The organism is Streptomyces sp. NPDC049954, assembly GCF_040656295.1.
Classification (GTDB): domain Bacteria; phylum Actinomycetota; class Actinomycetes; order Streptomycetales; family Streptomycetaceae; genus Streptomyces.
Map to the genome: position 1 here is coordinate 161,337 of NZ_JBFALS010000001.1, position 15,910 is coordinate 177,246.

Annotated in this window: 15 protein-coding genes; 7 read left to right on the forward strand and 8 right to left on the reverse strand. The window is 73.0% G+C overall.

Annotated features, from left to right (window positions below; genetic code table 11):
- Window positions 1–39 precede the first annotated feature (39 nt).
- Window positions 40–1,014: an alpha/beta hydrolase gene (locus tag AB0J21_RS00720; protein ID WP_363143557.1), complete on the forward strand. Its 975-nt coding sequence runs from the start codon at window positions 40–42 to the stop codon at window positions 1,012–1,014.
- Window positions 1,015–1,109: 95 nt separating this feature from the next.
- Here AB0J21_RS00720 and AB0J21_RS00725 read toward each other — a convergent pair whose 3' ends face one another.
- From AB0J21_RS00725 to AB0J21_RS00735, 3 genes are read right to left on the reverse strand one after another with little or no spacing between them, the layout of a single operon-like run.
- Window positions 1,110–1,859: a succinate dehydrogenase/fumarate reductase iron-sulfur subunit gene (locus tag AB0J21_RS00725; protein WP_363143558.1), complete on the reverse strand. Its 750-nt coding sequence runs from the start codon at window positions 1,857–1,859 to the stop codon at window positions 1,110–1,112.
- Window positions 1,856–3,805 carry a fumarate reductase/succinate dehydrogenase flavoprotein subunit gene (locus tag AB0J21_RS00730; protein ID WP_363143559.1) on the reverse strand — a complete coding sequence of 650 codons (1,950 nt, stop codon included), beginning with the start codon at window positions 3,803–3,805 and terminating at the stop codon, window positions 1,856–1,858. The genes AB0J21_RS00725 and AB0J21_RS00730 overlap by 4 nt, the downstream gene beginning before the upstream one ends.
- Window position 3,806: 1 nt before the next feature.
- Window positions 3,807–4,514, reverse strand: coding sequence for a succinate dehydrogenase (locus tag AB0J21_RS00735; RefSeq protein WP_363143560.1), 708 nt, complete (start codon window positions 4,512–4,514; stop codon window positions 3,807–3,809).
- A gap of 83 nt (window positions 4,515–4,597) precedes the next feature.
- Between AB0J21_RS00735 and AB0J21_RS00740 the strand changes: the two genes are divergently transcribed.
- Entirely contained in the window at window positions 4,598–5,533 is a 936-nt protein-coding gene (locus AB0J21_RS00740; RefSeq protein ID WP_363143561.1) for a LysR substrate-binding domain-containing protein, read from the forward strand.
- 51 nt (window positions 5,534–5,584) lie between these two features.
- On the opposite strand, the gene AB0J21_RS00745 is transcribed toward AB0J21_RS00740, so the two are convergent.
- Together AB0J21_RS00745 and AB0J21_RS00750 are read right to left on the reverse strand one after the other, a co-directional pair.
- Complete coding sequence (locus AB0J21_RS00745; protein ID WP_363143562.1) at window positions 5,585–7,729, reverse strand: EAL domain-containing protein; 2,145 nt, start codon at window positions 7,727–7,729, stop codon at window positions 5,585–5,587.
- Complete coding sequence (locus tag AB0J21_RS00750) at window positions 7,726–8,544, reverse strand: SAM-dependent methyltransferase (protein WP_363143563.1); 819 nt, start codon at window positions 8,542–8,544, stop codon at window positions 7,726–7,728. The genes AB0J21_RS00745 and AB0J21_RS00750 overlap by 4 nt, the downstream gene beginning before the upstream one ends.
- 509 nt (window positions 8,545–9,053) lie before the next feature.
- On the opposite strand from AB0J21_RS00750, the gene AB0J21_RS00755 reads away from it, so the two are divergent.
- Complete coding sequence (locus AB0J21_RS00755; protein ID WP_363143564.1) at window positions 9,054–9,581, forward strand: hypothetical protein; 528 nt, start codon at window positions 9,054–9,056, stop codon at window positions 9,579–9,581.
- A gap of 38 nt (window positions 9,582–9,619) precedes the next feature.
- On the opposite strand, the gene AB0J21_RS00760 is transcribed toward AB0J21_RS00755, so the two are convergent.
- Window positions 9,620–10,120 carry a hypothetical protein gene (locus tag AB0J21_RS00760; RefSeq protein ID WP_363143565.1) on the reverse strand — a complete coding sequence of 167 codons (501 nt, stop codon included), beginning with the start codon at window positions 10,118–10,120 and terminating at the stop codon, window positions 9,620–9,622.
- 427 nt (window positions 10,121–10,547) lie between these two features.
- Here AB0J21_RS00760 and AB0J21_RS00765 point away from each other — a divergent pair, with 427 nt between their 5' ends.
- Window positions 10,548–11,195, forward strand: a complete 648-nt coding sequence (locus AB0J21_RS00765; protein ID WP_363143566.1) for a class F sortase — start codon at window positions 10,548–10,550, stop codon at window positions 11,193–11,195.
- A gap of 197 nt (window positions 11,196–11,392) precedes the next feature.
- Window positions 11,393–11,854, forward strand: a complete 462-nt coding sequence (locus AB0J21_RS00770) for a universal stress protein (RefSeq protein ID WP_363143567.1) — start codon at window positions 11,393–11,395, stop codon at window positions 11,852–11,854.
- 21 nt (window positions 11,855–11,875) lie between these two features.
- Here AB0J21_RS00770 and AB0J21_RS00775 read toward each other — a convergent pair whose 3' ends face one another.
- Window positions 11,876–13,069 (reverse strand): CapA family protein, encoded by a 1,194-nt coding sequence (locus AB0J21_RS00775; RefSeq protein WP_363143568.1) that lies wholly within the window; start codon window positions 13,067–13,069, stop codon window positions 11,876–11,878.
- Window positions 13,070–13,367: 298 nt separating this feature from the next.
- Here AB0J21_RS00775 and AB0J21_RS00780 point away from each other — a divergent pair, with 298 nt between their 5' ends.
- On the forward strand, window positions 13,368–13,970 hold the full coding sequence (locus AB0J21_RS00780) for a sigma-70 family RNA polymerase sigma factor (RefSeq protein WP_363143569.1): 603 nt from the start codon (window positions 13,368–13,370) through the stop codon (window positions 13,968–13,970).
- A gap of 185 nt (window positions 13,971–14,155) precedes the next feature.
- The gene (locus AB0J21_RS00785) at window positions 14,156–14,656 is read left to right on the forward strand and encodes a hypothetical protein (RefSeq protein WP_363143570.1); all 501 of its coding nucleotides are present in this window, start codon (window positions 14,156–14,158) and stop codon (window positions 14,654–14,656) included.
- Window positions 14,657–14,687: 31 nt separating this feature from the next.
- On the opposite strand, the gene AB0J21_RS00790 is transcribed toward AB0J21_RS00785, so the two are convergent.
- The gene (locus AB0J21_RS00790) at window positions 14,688–15,899 is read right to left on the reverse strand and encodes a histidine kinase (protein ID WP_363143571.1); all 1,212 of its coding nucleotides are present in this window, start codon (window positions 15,897–15,899) and stop codon (window positions 14,688–14,690) included.
- Window positions 15,900–15,910 lie beyond the last annotated feature (11 nt).

Genomic DNA, 15,910 nt, shown 5'->3' on the forward strand with positions numbered 1-15,910 from the left:
GGTCCCGAAGAGTCCGTGCGCCCTCTGGAGGTACTTCCCATGACCGCTCTCTCCCCCGTCCACCGTCTCGTGGACGTTCCCGGGGCGGGCCGCGTCCACCTCGCCGAGCAGGGCAGCGGTCCGCTCGTCCTGCTCGTGCACGGCTTCCCGGAGTCCTGGTACTCGTGGCGCCACCAGCTTCCCGCGCTCGCGGCGGCCGGGTACCGGGCGGTGGCGATCGACGTGCGCGGCTACGGCAGGTCCTCGAAGCCGACGGCGGTGGAGGAGTACCGGATGCTCGCCCACGTCGCGGACAACGTGGGGGTGGTGCGGGCCCTCGGTGAGCGGACGGCGACGGTCGTGGGGCACGACTGGGGTTCCCCGATCGCGGCCCACTCGGCGCTGCTGCGGCCCGACGTGTTCACGGCCGTGGCTCTGCTGAGCGTGCCGTACACCCCGCCGGGCGGTCCCCGGCCCTCGGAGACCTTCGCGCGGATCGGCGGGGACGAGGAGTTCTACGTCTCGTACTTCCAGCGGCCGGGGCGGGCGGAGGCGGAGATCGAGCCGGACGTGCGCGGGTGGCTGGCCGGGCTCTACGGGGCGCTGTCGGGCGGCGCGGAGCGGGTGGGCTCCGGCCCCTTCTTCGTCCCGCGCGGGGAGCGGATGTCGGGGCGTTTCCCGGGCGGGCCGCCGCCCTCGTGGCTGAGCGAGGCGGACCTCGACGTGTACGCCGCGGAGTTCGAGCGTTCCGGGTTCTCGGGGCCGCTGAACCGCTACCGGAACGTGGACCGGGACTGGGCGGACCTCGCGGCCTGGACGGGGGAGCCGCTGCGGCAGCCCTCACTGTTCGTCGCGGGGCGGGACGAGGCCTCGACGGGCTGGCTCTCGGCCGCGATCGAGGCGTACCCGCGTACGCTCCCGGCGCTGTCCGGCAGCCACCTGCTGGACGGCTGCGGGCACTGGGTGCAGCAGGAGCGGCCCGGGGAGTTCAACGCGCTGCTGGTGGAGTGGCTGGAGCGGCACGTGCCGCGCTGAGCCGCGCCTCCCCGTGACCCGCCCGCCCCGGGCGTCCCCCCGCCGTCTGCACGGGTGGGACGCCCGGGGCGGGCGGGTCACGAGTCAGGCCGGGGTCAGCGCTTTCCGGCCTTGCGGGTGGCGCGCAGCCATTCCTTGTTCATGCTGGTGATCGAGAAGAGTGGGATGCCCTTCGGGCAGGCGGTGGCGCACTCGCCGGCCAGGGTGCAGCCGCCGAAGCCCTCCGCGTCCATCTGGCCCACCATGTCCAGCACGCGGCTCTCGCGCTCCGGGGCGCCCTGCGGGAGGACGTTGAGGTGGTTGATCTTCGCCGAGGTGAACAGCATCGCGGAGCCGTTGGGGCAGGCCGCCACGCAGGCGCCGCAGCCGATGCACTCGGCGTGCTCGAAGGCGTAGTCCGCGTCCGGCTTCGGGACCGGGGTGGCGTGCGCCTCCGGGGCGGTGCCGGTGGCGGCGGAGATGTAGCCGCCGGACTGGATGATGCGGTCGAAGGCCGCGCGGTCGACCGCGAGGTCCTTGATGACCGGGAAGGCGGAGGCCCGCCACGGCTCGATGTCGATCGTGTCGCCGTCCTTGAAGGACCGCATGTGGAGCTGGCACGTGGTGGTGCGCTCCGGGCCGTGGGCGTCGCCGTTGATCACGAGCGAGCAGGCACCGCAGATGCCCTCGCGGCAGTCGTGGTCGAAGGCGACCGGGTCCTCGCCCTTGAGGGTGAGTTCCTCGTTGAGGGTGTCGAGCATCTCCAGGAACGACATGTCCTGCGAGATGTCGTCCACCTCGTAGGTGGCCATGGCTCCTGGGGCGTCGGCGTTCTTCTGGCGCCAGACGCGCAGGGTGAGCTTCATGCGTAGCTCCGCTGAGTGGGGTGGACGTACTCGAAGACCAGGTCTTCCTTGTGCAGGACGGGGGCGTCGCCGGTGCCGGTGAACTCCCAGGCGGCGGCGTACGAGAACTCCTCGTCCCTGCGGGCGGCCTCGCCGTCCGGGGTCTGCGACTCCTCGCGGAAGTGGCCGCCGCAGGACTCGGCGCGGTGCAGCGCGTCGAGGCACATGAGCTCGGCCAGCTCCAGGTAGTCGACGACGCGGTTGGCGCGCTCCAGCGACTGGTTGAACTCGTCGCCGGTGCCGGGCACCTTGATGCGCTTCCAGAACTCCTCGCGGATCTCGGGGATGCGCCGGAGGGCCGTGCGCAGACCCTCCTCGGTGCGGGCCATCCCGCAGTACTCCCACATGAGTTCACCGATCTCGCGGTGGAAGGAGTCGGGGGTGCGGTCGCCGTCGACGGCCAGGAGCCTCGTGAGGCGCTCCTCGGTCTCGCGCACCGCCTCGGTGGCGGCCGGGTGGCTCGCGTTCACCTCGTCCTTGTGGGGGTTCCTGGCGAGGTAGTCGTTGATCGTGGACGGCAGCACGAAGTAGCCGTCCGCGAGGCCCTGCATGAGCGCGGAGGCGCCCAGGCGGTTGGCTCCGTGGTCGGAGAAGTTGGCCTCGCCGATCGCGAACAGGCCGGGGATCGAGGTCTGGAGGTCGTAGTCGACCCACAGTCCGCCCATCGTGTAGTGCACGGCGGGGTAGATCCGCATCGGGACCTTGTAGGGGTCCTCGTCGGTGATCCGCTGGTACATGTCGAAGAGGTTGCCGTACTTGGCCTCGACGGTCTTGCGGCCCATGCGCTCGATGGCCTCGGCGAAGTCGAGGTACACGCCCTGGCCGCCGGGGCCGACGCCGCGTCCCTCGTCGCACACGTTCTTCGCGGCGCGGGAGGCGATGTCACGGGGCACGAGGTTGCCGAAGGACGGGTAGATGCGCTCCAGGTAGTAGTCGCGCTCGTCCTCGGGGATCTCGTTCGGCGGGCGGTTGTCGCCCTTTGCCTTCGGCACCCAGATCCGGCCGTCGTTGCGCAGCGACTCACTCATCAGCGTGAGCTTGGACTGGTGGTCGCCGGTGCGCGGGATGCAGGTCGGGTGGATCTGCGTGAAGCAGGGGTTCGCGAAGTACGCGCCCTTGCGGTGGGCCCGCCAGATCGCCGTGGCGTTGGAGTTCATGGCGTTGGTCGACAGGTAGAAGACGTTGCCGTAGCCGCCGGAGGCGAGGACGACGGCGTCCGCGAAGTACGTGTCGATCTTCCCGGTGATCAGGTCGCGGGCCACGATGCCGCGCGCCTTGCCGTCGACGATGATCAGGTCGAGCATCTCGGTGCGGGGGTGCAGCTCGATGGTGCCGGCCGCGACCTGCCGGGACAGCGCCTGGTAGGCGCCGAGCAGCAGCTGCTGGCCCGTCTGGCCACGGGCGTAGAAGGTGCGGGAGACCTGGACGCCGCCGAAGGAGCGGTTGTCGAGCAGGCCGCCGTACTCGCGGGCGAAGGGCACGCCCTGGGCGACGCACTGGTCGATGATCTCGACGGAGATCTGGGCGAGCCGGTGCACGTTGGACTCGCGGGCGCGGAAGTCTCCGCCCTTGACCGTGTCGTAGAACAGGCGGTGGACCGAGTCGCCGTCGTTGCGGTAGTTCTTCGCGGCGTTGATCCCGCCCTGTGCGGCGACCGAGTGGGCGCGGCGCGGGGAGTCCTGGAAGCAGAACTGGATGACGTGGTAGCCCTGCTCGGCGAGGGTGGCTCCGGCCGAGCCGCCGGCCAGGCCGGTGCCCACCACGATGACGCGGTGCTTGCGGCGGTTGGCCGGGTTGACCAGTTTCGCCTCGAAGCGGCGGGTGTCCCAGCGTTCGGCGACCGGGCCCTTGGGGGCCTTCTCGTCGACGACCGGCTCCCCGGTGGCGTAACGCGTGTAGTCAGTCATGTCAGTCAACCAATCCGGTCATGACGCCGACCGGGACGGCGATGAAGCCGAGTGTGATCACGACGGCGAGGACGTTCGCGACGGTCTTGAGCGTGAGGTCCCTGCGCCTGCTGCCCGCACCGAGGGTCTGGGCGGCGCTCCAGAAACCGTGCTGGACGTGCAGGCCCAGCGCGAGCATCGCGACGATGTAGATGACGTCGCCGTACCAGGTGGAGAAGGTGTCCACCACGTTCGCGTACGGGTGGCCCTGCTGGAAGCCGCCGCTGTGCACGGTGCCGGTCGTCAGGTCGAGGATGTGCCAGACGATGAACAGCGCCAGCACGATGCCGCCGTAGCGCATCGTGTGGGTCGCGTAGGAGGCGCGGCCCCGCTTGTGGACGTACTTGGTCGGCCGGGCCTTCTGGTCGCGGCGGCTGAGCTGGTAGGCCGAGACCGCGTGGGCGACCACGGCGACCACCAGGACGACGCGGATGACCCAGAGCGTCCACTCGTAGTGCATGAACGGTTCGCCGATGGTGCGCAGCCAGTGCGCGTAGTCGTCGAAGGTGCCGGGCCCGAAGAAGATCTTGAGGTTGCCGAACATGTGGACAACCAGATAGAGCAGCATGATGAGGCCGGAAACGGCCATCACGGTCTTCTTGCCGACGGAGGAGTCCCAGATCGTTCGCGTCATGGACGGCCGTCGGTCCGTCCCTGGTGCCAGAGCCATGTCAAGCACGGTAGAGCCGAACAGCCCAAGAGGTCCAAGAGATCGCGGGCCTGATTTCCATAGCCCTGGCCTATCGTGGCCCCATGCAGTTCCAGCAGCTCCAGTATTTCGTGGCCGTCGCCGAGACCCGGCACTTCACCCGCGCCGCCGAGATCGTGCACGTCGCCCAGCCCTCCCTGTCCCAGCAGATCAAGTCCCTGGAGAGGGAGTTGGGCGCGGAGCTGTTCAGCCGCGCGCGCGGGAACATCACCCTCACCGACGCGGGTGAGGCCCTGCTCCCGCTGGCCAGACGCATCCTGGAGGACGCCGAGACAGCCCACCACGAGGTGGGAGAAATCGCACAGTTGCGCAGGGGCCGGGTCCGGCTCGGCGCGACCCCCAGTCTGTGCACCGGACTGCTGCCCGATGTGCTGCGGACGTATCACGATCGTTACCCGGGCATCCAGCTCCTGATCGAGGAGGGCGGCTCCCACGACCTCGTGCGCGAGCTGGCCCGCGGCGCCCTGGACCTGGCCCTCGTGGTGCTGCCGCTGCCGACCGCCTCACCGGCGCTGGAGACCGTCGAGCTGCTGCACGAGGACCTGGTGGTGGTCTCCTCGCTGGTGCGGCCGGCCCCGGGACACGGTTCGGGACGCGGGCGGCGGGTGCGTATCCGGGATCTGCGCGAGGAGCGGCTCGTGATGTTCCGGCACGGCTACGACCTGCGGGAGCTGACCGTGGCGGCCTGCCGCGCCGAGGGCTTCGAGCCGGTCTTCGCGGTGGAGGGCGGCGAGATGGACGCGGTGCTCGGCTTCGTCCGGGCCGGGCTCGGGGCGGCCGTCGTCCCGAGGATGGTCGCCGAGCGCCCCGGAGCCGGTCTGCGGGTCACGCCGCTGGCCTCCCCGGGGATGCGCCGCACGATCGCCCTCGCGCACCGCAGCGACGTCGCGCCGCCCAGAGCGGCCCGCGAGCTGCAGGAGATCCTGGTGCGGGAGGCGGCGCGGGTCGCGGGCGAGGAGAGCGCGGCGAAGAAGAGGTAGGACCTCGGCGGCCGCTGTTTCCGGGGCGGCCCGGGACACCGCCCCGCCCGCTCACCCCGCCGCGTCGACGAGAGCCAGCTCGCGCACCCGCTCGGCCGGTCCCGGCCGGGCGTAGTACCAGCCCTGGGCGGTGTCGCAGCCCAGTTCGCGCAGCTGGTCGGCCTGGGCACCGGTCTCCACGCCCTCGACCGTCACCGCGAGGTCCAGGCTGTGGGCGAGGGCGACGATGCCCTCGACGATCTTGAGGTCGACCGGGTCGGCCGGGTAGTGCTGCATGCCCTGGGTGAAGGAGCGGTCCAGCTTCAGGACGCTGACCGGCAGGCGGCGCAGGTTCGCGAGGTTGGAGTAGCCGGTGCCGAAGTCGTCCAGGGCGATGTCCACACCCATCTCGGCGAGCCGGTGCAGGGGCTTGAGGAGGTCGTCGTCGGCGCCGATCAGCGCGGACTCGGTGACCTCCAGGCACAGCGCTCCGGGTGCCAGTCCGGTGCGCTCCAGTATCTCGACCGTGTCGGCGACCAGCCGGGGGTGCTGGAGCTGGCAGGGCGAGAGGTTGACGTTGACGCGCAGCGGCACCGGGTCCAGGCCCGCGCCGTGCGCCTCCTGCCACTGCCGGGCCTGCCGGGCCGACTCGTCCAGGACCCAGCGGCCGAGCGGCACGATGAGCCCGGTGTGCTCGGCGAGCGTGATGAAACGGTCGGGGCCCAGGACGCCGTGCTGGGGGTGCGACCAGCGCACGAGGGCCTCCGCCCCGCGCACGGTGCCGTCCCCGAGGTGGACGAGGGGCTGGTACTCGATGAAGAACTCGCCGCGCTCCAGGGCGGCGGGCAGCGCGGTGGTCAGGCCGTGCCGGGTGATCGCCCGGGCGTCCGCGTCGGCGTCGGCGACCTCGTAGCGGTTGCCGCCGGCCGCCTTCGCCCGGTACATCGTGATGTCGGCGCTGCGCAGCACGTCGGCCGCCCCGCGCTCCCCCGCCGCCGGGCCCTCGACGATGCCGATGCTGCCGCGCGCGGTCAGTTCCCTGCCGTCCACCCGGACCGGGCCGGCCAGCGCGTTCATCATCCGGCCGGCGAGTTCGTGCACCTCGACATGGGCCCGGGGGCCCGTGGTGAGGGCCACGAACTCGTCGCCGCCGAGCCGGGCGACGATCTCCCCGGGCGCCGTCGCGCAGGACTGGAGGCGGTCGGCGACCTCGACCAGCAGCCGGTCGCCCGCCGCGTGGCCGAGGCTGTCGTTGACCGTCTTGAAACCGTCGAGGTCCAGGTAGCACAGGCCGAAGCGCTGGCCCTCCCCCGCCGACAGGGCCTTCTCCAGTCGCTCGGAGAACAGCGTGCGGTTGGGCAGACCGGTCAGGGCGTCGTGGGTCGCCTCGTAGCGCAGCCGCAGATTGAGCAGCCGGCGTTCCGTGGTGTCCTCGAAGAGCGCGAGCTGGTAGTTGGGCACCCCGTCGACGTCGCGCAGCAGGGACACCGTGAGGTTGGTCCACAGGACCGTGCCGTCGTGCCGGTAGAAGGGCTTCTCGGCGCGGAAGTACTCGCGGTCGGCGCCCGTCAGCTCCTCGTAGAGCCGCCACACGGTCGGCGGGTCGTCGGGGTGGCCCCAGTCGCGCACGTTGCGGCCGCGCAGTCCTCCCACGCCGCCGAACATCGCCACCAGCGCGTCGTTGACCTCCAGGATGGTGCCGTCCATCGAGGCGATCGAGATGCCGATGGCGGCGCCCTCGAAGACCGCGCGGAAGCGCGCCTCGCTCACGTGCAGGGCCTGCTCGACGGCGGCGCGGGCGGCGAGCGCGGCCCGCGAGATCGCCTCCTGCTCACTGAGCGTGCGCTCGCGCAGCGCCCCGGCGAAACCCGCCGCCAGGGCGTGCTGGACGCGGGCGGCGCGGGCGGTCAGTTCCTCCTGCCGCCCGTCGACGCCGCAGTACAGCACGAGGTAGGCGTCCACGACGTCGAGCGTGCGGCTGAGCGCCTCGGGGTCGGTGCAGTGCGCCCGGACGAGCGCCGCGCCGATCGACCGGGCGTCGGCCGCGTCGAAGACCCTCGCGTGCAGGGCCTCGCGCAGCCGGTGGGCCAGGGGGCTCAGCAGCGCCTCGAACTCGGCGCGGGTCAGGGAGGTCGCGGTGAGCGGGAACAGGGTCCTGCTCCAGATCGTCGCGAACCGCTCCACCCTGCTGTCGGGGTCGTCCGCCGCCTCGTTCACGCCGTACGCCCCACACCCGCGAAACCGGAGTACGCGTACGGGTCCTCGTTCTCGCTCACCCGCCCGCCGTCCGGCCGCCACTCGGGCATCTGCACGAGCCCGGGTTCGACCAGCTCGCAGCCGGTGAAGAAGGCCGCGATCTGCTCGGGGTCGCGCATGATCAGCGGGTTGCGGATGTCCCGGTAGACGTCGACGGCGTTGCCCGCGTCCTCGCGGGAGCGGGGTATGCCCTCGTACGCGGCGTGGGTGAGGATCAGGAGGCTGCCGGGGGCGAGCGCGGAGAGCAGTTCGGCGACGGCGGCCTGCGGTTCCTCCTTGTCGTCGAGGAAGTGCAGGACCGCGACGAGGAGCAGGGCGACGGGCCGGTCGAGGTCGAGCAGGTCGCGCAGCGCGGGCGCGGCGAGGATCTCCTGCGGCTTGCGCAGATCGGCGGAGATCACGGCGGAGCGCTCGTCCCCGGCGAGCACCGCCTCGCTGTGCGCGACGGCGACCGGGTCGTGGTCGACGTAAACGACCCGGGAGTCGGGGGCCACCGACCTGGCCACCTCGTGGACGCTGCCGAAGGTGGGTATGCCGGAGCCGATGTCGAGGAACTGCGTGACGCCCTCAGCCGCCGCGTAGCGCACCGCCCGGCGCATGAAGGCACGATTCGCCTGCATGATCTTGGGGAGTCCCGGGAGGTGCTCCATGGCCTTGCGGGCGGCCTCGCGGTCCACCTCGAAGTTGTGCGAACCGCCCAGGTAGTAGTCGTAGATGCGGGACACGCTCGGGACCGATATGTCGATTCCCCGAGGGGCCCAGGCGGGACGCTCCATCGATGCTCCAAGTCGTTGCGGCACGGGTGCGGACGCGGTGCGGTGCGGGCGGAGGGAGCCGATGGCTCCGCGCAGAGGCTACTGATCAACCGCCAGAAGGGCGAGGAAAAACGGAAAATGACCGTCCGTTCTGGCCCATCACCTGCGACTTGTCCGCAATGCGGCCCGTCCGCCGCGCCCTCGCGTCCGCCCCGCACAATACGGGGTGCCGGCCCGGGGGCGAAACATTCCTGTTCGTGAACTCGGCGCATGGGCAGCACACTTGGGAGCACGCTCCGGGGCGTGCGGACCGGTGGACCCGGCCGGCGCCGCACGAGGGCCCCGGCGGTCCTCCCACACCCGCGCCGCCCGGTCTTCACCCGGGTGCCGCACGGCGTGACCCGTTCGCACGACAGGGATCGCGGCACGGCGGACGGGTTCCTAGCGTGACCGGGGACGGCGGGGACACCACCGGCCCGGTGGGCCGAGCGACCCTTCCCCGCCGCCCCGATGCCGTACCGGAGGAACAGATGCGCCCGATACGTACCGGCTGTGCCGCCCTGTTCGGCGCGAGCCTGTTGCTGTGCGCCGGCCCGACCGCCCTCGCCGCCGGCCCGCCGGCCGGCGACCCCCACGGTTTCCGCCCCCGGGTGACCCCGTCGACCGTGGCGCCGGGCGGGGAGGTGCGGCTGTCCGCGGCGGGCTGCGAGGAGGACGCCGAGGTGAGTTCGGGCATCTTCGACCCGGTCGTGGTGCCGCCCGGGGAGGAGGTCGGCGCGACGGTCGACCGTGAAGCGGGCCGGGGCGCCGCCTACGAGGTGACCTTCGACTGCGGGGGCGTGCGGCGCGGGGTGACCCTGACGGTGGCGGGCGGCGGCCCTTCGCACCACGGGGAACACCCGGTCCCCGGCAAGGGGGTGCACGCCGGGGTGGGCGGCGGCAGCCTCGGCGGTTTCGACCCCGGTCACCTGGCGCTCGGCGCGGTGCTGGTCGCGGGCGGCCTCACAGCCGCCTACCGGCTCACGCGGCGCCGGGAGAGGGACGACGCCGCGTCCTGAGCAACGGGCCCGGCTCCCGTACGGCGGCGGGGGCCGGGTCAGGCGTCGGGCCGGTCCCTCTCCTCGGCGCGGCCGCGCAGCCAGAGCAGTCCGCCGCCGATCACCGCCGCGGCGACCAGTCCGCCACCGACCATCATGTCCGCGTCCCCCGCGGCCTGTTCGGTGGAGCCTCCGGTTCCGCCGCGCACGCCGCCGTGGAAGACGGTGAAGGCGGAGGACCGGGTCAGACGCAGCCCGCCGCAGCGCACGGTGACGTCGTAGCGGCCGGGCGCGACGGAACGCTCGACGAAGGCGCCGGCCCGGGCGGTGTCCCCGTCCTCGGCGCGGTGCAGCCGGGTACGGGAGAAGGCGGGGGACTCGACGGTGCCCTCGGCGCAGTCGGCGCCCCGTACCGCCACCGTCAGGCTGGTCCCGCGCGGTACGGCCGCGGGGGCGACGACGACCTCGGCCGGTCCCGCCTGCGCGGACCACGCGACGGGCGCGGCGAGAACGAGGGCCGCGGCGGCGAGACCCGCGGCCAGGGCTGGGGTGGTGCGCATGAGGCTGCCCTCCCGGAGGGCGCCCCGGGGTCCGGTCCCGGTTCGACGGTGCGAGCGCCTCCGTGACCGACCTTCGGCCGGTGACGGGGCCGCCGCATGTCGGGGTACCCCCGTCCGGTGGACCTGTCCGGCGTGAGATCCACATAAAGACGATCATCACCCCAGGTCACGCGCGGGCGCGGGTTTTCCGCCGGTCGTACCCGGACGGCGCAGGGGCGGCCGGACGACGGCCGCGGTGACCGGGGGCTCCGTATCCCAGCGGCGGGGGCCGGTAGAGGTTGGCCACCCGTTCGCCGTCGCACTGTCGCCGCCCCGAGGAGGCGCGCCTAGCGTGCTGGTATCCGGCGCCCCGGCCGCACGGACGCGCAGGTCCGGCCGCCCGCCAGGACGGCTCCCGGTCGGGCGCCGAGGTCGACGAGGAGGACGCATGAGCACTCCCGGGGCAGGCGAGACACGGCGCCGTCCTGCGCCGTGGGGGCTCATAGCGCTCGTCCTGCTGACGGGCCTGGCCCTCATACGCAACGGTTCGGGCGAGGTCACGAGCGGACCGCCGCAGCCCGCCTCCTCCGCCGCGGCGGCCGGGGACCACTCCCCCGCCCCCGCCGCCGGACGGGTCCTGGGCCTCTCTGTCCCACGCCGGGTGCGGATACCCGCGATATCGGTGGACGCGCCGGTGCGCCCGGTGGGCCTGGACGCGGAGGGCTGGGTCGCGGCCCCGCCGCCCGCCGACCCGAACCTCGCGGGCTGGTTCACCGGGGGCGCCTCGCCCGGTCAGCAGGGCGCCGCGGTGATCGTGGGACACGTCGACAACGACCGGGGGCCCGCCGTGTTCTACGGCCTGGGGGCCTTGCGCAAGGGGAACCGGGTCGAGGTGGAGCGGGCGGACGGGGCAACCGCCGTCTTCGAGGTGTACGGCGTCGAGGTCTTCTCGAAGGAGGACTTCCCCGGCGACCGGGTGTACGGGCCGACGCACGGACCGGAGTTGCGGGTCATCACGTGCGGCGGGCGGTACCGCAGGGGCTCGGGTTACGAGGGCAACGTCGTGGTCTTCGCCCGCGAGGTCGCGATCCGCTGACCGGCCCGCGTCAGGAGCGCGGCCGACGTCGGGAGGGTGTGGCGACCGGATTCCACTTCTCCCGCCGGGAAGGCACGTGATCGCGCCGTCGGCGCACCCCGGGCGCCCACCAGCGGGACCGACGCCGCGTGGAACGCGAGGGGCACCCACGCCGAGCAGCGGCATCGCATGGTTCCGGAAGGCACTAACCTCTCTGCGTGACCGAACAGCAGCCACATCAGTTCGAACGCGGCACCGACGGCCCGAAAGTGATCCTCGTGGGGGTCGACGGCTCGGCGTCCTCCATGCGCGCGGCCTCCTACGCGGGGGGCCTGGCCCGTCGGCAGCGGGCCCTGCTCGCCCTCGTGTACGTCAAGCCGGTGCTGTCGGCGGGCGCCACGATGGGCGCCCCGGTGGCCGACACCACCGACGAGATCGCCAGCAGCCTGGTCGCCGACATCAAGGAGTCGACGGAGCAGGTCAAGGACATCTTCGACGTGCGGTGGGAGTTCCACACCTTCCGGGGCGACCCCTATACGGGGCTCGTGACGGCGGCGGACGAACTCAAGGCGGACGCCGTCGTGGTGGGCGCCTCGGAGCAGGCCGGGCACCGCTTCGTCGGTTCGGTCGCGATCCGGCTCGTCAAGGCGGGGCGCTGGCCGGTCACCGTCGTGCCGTGACGGCCGGCGCCGCGCGGGTGCTCAACGGCCCGTCCGCAGACCGTTCTCGGCGCCCTTCCGGCTGAGCACGACCGCGCTCAGCCGGTCGCGTACGGCGGTGAGGTCCCTGCCGTGCGCGACGGCCTCGGGCACGTTGACGACCCGGCCGGCCCCCGTGTCGAACCACTGGGGGACGAACTCGGCCTTCCGCACGGTCCAGCGTCCGCCGGAGCGCGCGGGCGGGGCGAAGGTGAAGCGGGCGAGGGTGCCCTCGTTGCCCCGCGGGTCGTGGACGCCCGCGTTGTTGATCATCCGGCCGGCGATCTGGTCGCCCATGCCGTACACCACCCACGTGCCGTTGACCTTCTCGTACGCCTGCGGGACGTGTGCGTGGGTGCCGAGGATCAGGTCGACATCGGGCCGGCCGGCGGTGCGGGAGGCAGTCAACTCCCGGCTGAGGGTCAGTTGTTGCTCGTCGGGGGCCTGTTGCCACTCGGTGCCCCAGTGGAGGCTGACCACCACGATGTCGGCGCCCGCCTTCCTGGCCGAGCGGGCGTCCGCCAGGACGCGGTCCCGGTCGATGAGCCGCACGGTCCACGGTGCGTCCTCGGGCGGGGCGATGTCGTTGGTGCCGTAGGTGTAGGCGAGGTGGGCGATCCGCGCGCCGCCGGCCTTGAGCAGTGCGGGACGTTCGGCCTCGGAGGCCGTGCGTCCCGAGCCCGCGTGCGCGACACCCGCCCGGTCGAGGGCTCCGAGGGTGTGCGCCACGCCCCGTTTCCCGTCGTCGAGCGTGTGGTTGGACGCGGTGGAGCAGGAGTCGTAGCCGGTCGCGGCCAGGGCGTCGGCGACCTGCGGCGGCGACACGAACTCGGGATAGCCGGTGTAGGGCCCGTCCTCGTCGCCGTAGACCGTCTCCATGTGGCAGAGGGCCAGGTCGGCGCGGGAGACGACGGGCCGCACCCCGGCGAGCATGGGCCGGAAGTCGTAGCCCTCCCCGCCCGCGTCGGCGCGTGCCTGCCGGATGATCGAGTCGTGCGGCAGCACGTCGCCCGAGGCCACGAGCGTGAAGGGACGGTCGTGCGAGGCGCTGCCCCCGGCCGCCGAGGGGTGCGGCGAGGCGGCGGCACGCCCGGAGGGGGGCGCGGGCGCGCCGGAGCAGGCCACGGCGGTGGTGGCCAGCAGGGCGAGCGAGGCGAGGGAACGGGTGGGGTTCCGGCGCCGGGGAGGTGCGGTCATCGTCGGCTCTCCGTGGGTCAAGACATCCGAATAAATGCGTTAATATGACAAAACAGACGTTCACGCTGTGCGCGCAAGGCTCCATCCCGTCGGAGAGCCGACGTCACCCCAACGGCCGCGAGCGGCCGTTCAGGCGGGGCCCGCCGCACGCGCACCCCTGAGGGCCGGCAGTGCCGGTCGCTCGCCCCCGGGGGCCCGGTCGCCCGTTCGTCGCACCACTCGCCGACGCCTTCGACCGTCCGTCGCACAGCCGTGCAGGGCTATGGCCGTGCGGCGCGGGCTGCGCTGCCATACCGCCATGACACCGCCGACGACGACGTTGCCCGAGGTCCGCCGGCCCGTCCATCAGGGCCGGACCGCCTTCTCCCGACACCGCGGCCCCGCAGAGCGGGCCGGCGAGCGCGAGCTGGCCGAGGTGCAACGGGCGCACGGTCCGGCCCTGTTCGGGCTGCTGCTGCGGCTGTCGGACGGCGACCGGCAGCGCGCCGAGGACCTGGTGCAGGAGACCTACGTCCGTGTCTGGCAGCACCCGGAGGCGCTGCGCGCCGACTACGCCTCCGTCCGGCCATGGCTGTTCACCGTCGGCAGGCGGCTCGCGATCGACGCGCGCAGGGCCCGGCAGGCGCGGCCCGCCGAGGTGCAGGGCACGGTCCTGGAGAGCGCGCGGGTGTGCGCGGACCACGCCGAGCGCTCGACGGCCGCGCTGGACGTGCGCGAGGCCGTCCGCACCCTCAGCCCCGAGCACCGCGAGGTCCTGGTGCAGGTGTACTTCCGGGGGGCGAGCGTGGCGGAGGCGGCGGCTGTGCTGGGCATTCCCGAGGGCACGGTCAAATCGCGCGCGTACTACGCGCTGCGGGTCCTGCGCGGGATTCTGCCGGGATACGCCCCGTCGGCCCGCTGAAACCGGACACTGGGTCAAGTCTCCGCAAAACCCCTTGCTGAAGCACCCCTTCAGGTAATCGGCTGTACCCGTCCGCACACCCGCGGCGTCCGGGCCCCGCCGTACGCGGAGTCCCGCACGCCCGCTCGCGCGGCATGGGCCGGGGGCCAGTGACCACTGCACGGACCTGGAGGAGGACGGACAGCATGGGACACGGGGAAGGCGCCGTGAGCGGCGAACTGACGGTGCCGATGGGGTGGCTGTACGCCGAGTACATCGCCGACGAACTGCTGCGTACGGGCGATCTGATGCCGCCGACCTCCTTCGAGTTCCGGGCGGGGCGGGACGCGCTGGCGCTCACCGTGTTCCTCGCCGACACCGAGGGCGAGCTGAGCGGCATCCGCGTCATCACCCAGTTGGAGACCTGGCTGTCGCTGACCGCCTACGACCAGCCCTGGCAGGACTGGGTCGCCGAGCGCCTGCGCCTGCTGGAGGCGGGGGCGCACTCCGGCAGCACCGCCGAGGCCGATCTGCTGCTCGCGGCGGCGGCCTGGCGCTGGCTGCGGGAGACGGAACTGCTCGCCCCGGACCTCGACGCGGTGCCCGGCGACGGCCCGGTCCCCGAGGAGGAGGACGGCCCGAAGGTGTGGACCCCGGCCTGGCGGCTGGGCCTGCCGCTGGGGCACCTCGCCATCCACCTGTTCTGAGCCGGGCGGCGGGCGGGGCCGGGCACCCCGCTCAGCTCTCCTGGCGGCGCGCCGTCCTCGGCGTGGAGTGCACTCCGGGACGGTACTTGGGCAGCCGTACCGTGATGCGGGTGCCGGCCCCCACCCCCGTCTCGATGACCAGTCCGTACGCGTCGCCGAAGACCTGGCGCAGCCGCTCGTCCACGTTGAGCAGCCCGATGCCGGTGGACGGGCCGCCCTCGCCGCGCAGGATGCGGCGCAGCCGCTCCGGTTCCATGCCGACCCCGTCGTCCTCGATGACCACCTCGGCCTCCGCCCCCGCGTCCCGTGCGCCGATGGTGATGCGGCTGCGGGTCACCGCGCCTTCCAGCCCGTGCTTGACGGCGTTCTCCACGAGCGGCTGCAGGCACAGGAAGGGCAGGGTCACGGGCAGCACCTCGGGCGCGATCTGGAGGGTGACCGAGAGCCGGTCGCCGAAGCGGGCGCGGACCAGCGCCAGGTACTGGTCGATGGAGTGCAGTTCGTCGGCGAGCGTCGTGAAGTCGCCGTGGCTGCGGAACGAGTAGCGGGTGAAGTCGGCGAACTCCAGCAGCAGTTCACGGGCACGCTCGGGGTCGGTGCGCACGAAGGAGGCGATGGCGGCGAGGGAGTTGAAGATGAAGTGCGGGGAGATCTGCGCCCGCAGCGCCCTGATCTCCGCCTCGATGAGCCGGGTGCGGGAGTTGTCCAGTTCGGCGAGTTCGAGCTGCACCGAGACCCAGCGGGCCACCTCGTCGGCGGCCCGGGCCAGTACCGCCGACTCGCGCGGCGCGTAGGTCACCAGGGCGCCGAGCACCCGGTGTTCGACGACGACGGGCGCGGCGACCGCCCAGCGCAGCGGGCAGTCCGGGTTTCCGCAGCCGCAGGCGAAGGCGGCGCCGCGCCCCGAGTCGAGGACGGCGGCCACGTGCTCCATGACCCGCCGCGCGTGGTGCTCCCCGTGCCCGTCCCAGGCCAGCACCCGGCCCCGGTCGGTGAGGCACAGCGCGTCGGTGCCGAGCAGGGAGCGCAGGCGGCGCAGCGCCTTGCGGGCGCTGTCCTCGGTCAGTCCGGCGCGCAGCGGGGGCGCGGCGAGCGAGGCGGTGTGCAGGGTGTCGAAGGTCGCGCGTTCCACGGGGGTGCCGAGGTCGCTGCGGCCGGCCGGGTGCGCGGTGCGCCGTCCGAGCAGGAACCCGCCGGCCAGCAGCACGGGACACAGCGCGAGCAGCAGGGCGGTCGCGGTCACGTCGGAAGTCC

Excerpts from the sequence above, each read along its gene's own strand:
- AB0J21_RS00760 (WP_363143565.1), bottom strand. The coding sequence starts at position 10,120 with ATGCGCACCACCCCAGCCCTGGCCGCGGGTCTCGCCGCCGCGGCCCTC.
- AB0J21_RS00720 (WP_363143557.1), top strand. The coding sequence starts at position 40 with ATGACCGCTCTCTCCCCCGTCCACCGTCTCGTGGACGTTCCCGGGGCG.
- AB0J21_RS00785 (WP_363143570.1), top strand. The coding sequence starts at position 14,156 with ATGGGACACGGGGAAGGCGCCGTGAGCGGCGAACTGACGGTGCCGATG.
- AB0J21_RS00735 (WP_363143560.1), bottom strand. The coding sequence starts at position 4,514 with ATGGCTCTGGCACCAGGGACGGACCGACGGCCGTCCATGACGCGAACG.
- AB0J21_RS00725 (WP_363143558.1), bottom strand. The coding sequence starts at position 1,859 with ATGAAGCTCACCCTGCGCGTCTGGCGCCAGAAGAACGCCGACGCCCCA.
- AB0J21_RS00775 (WP_363143568.1), bottom strand. The coding sequence starts at position 13,069 with ATGACCGCACCTCCCCGGCGCCGGAACCCCACCCGTTCCCTCGCCTCG.
- AB0J21_RS00750 (WP_363143563.1), bottom strand. The coding sequence starts at position 8,544 with ATGGAGCGTCCCGCCTGGGCCCCTCGGGGAATCGACATATCGGTCCCG.
- AB0J21_RS00730 (WP_363143559.1), bottom strand. The coding sequence starts at position 3,805 with ATGACTGACTACACGCGTTACGCCACCGGGGAGCCGGTCGTCGACGAG.
- AB0J21_RS00740 (WP_363143561.1), top strand. The coding sequence starts at position 4,598 with ATGCAGTTCCAGCAGCTCCAGTATTTCGTGGCCGTCGCCGAGACCCGG.
- AB0J21_RS00755 (WP_363143564.1), top strand. The coding sequence starts at position 9,054 with ATGCGCCCGATACGTACCGGCTGTGCCGCCCTGTTCGGCGCGAGCCTG.
- AB0J21_RS00765 (WP_363143566.1), top strand. The coding sequence starts at position 10,548 with ATGAGCACTCCCGGGGCAGGCGAGACACGGCGCCGTCCTGCGCCGTGG.
- AB0J21_RS00780 (WP_363143569.1), top strand. The coding sequence starts at position 13,368 with ATGACACCGCCGACGACGACGTTGCCCGAGGTCCGCCGGCCCGTCCAT.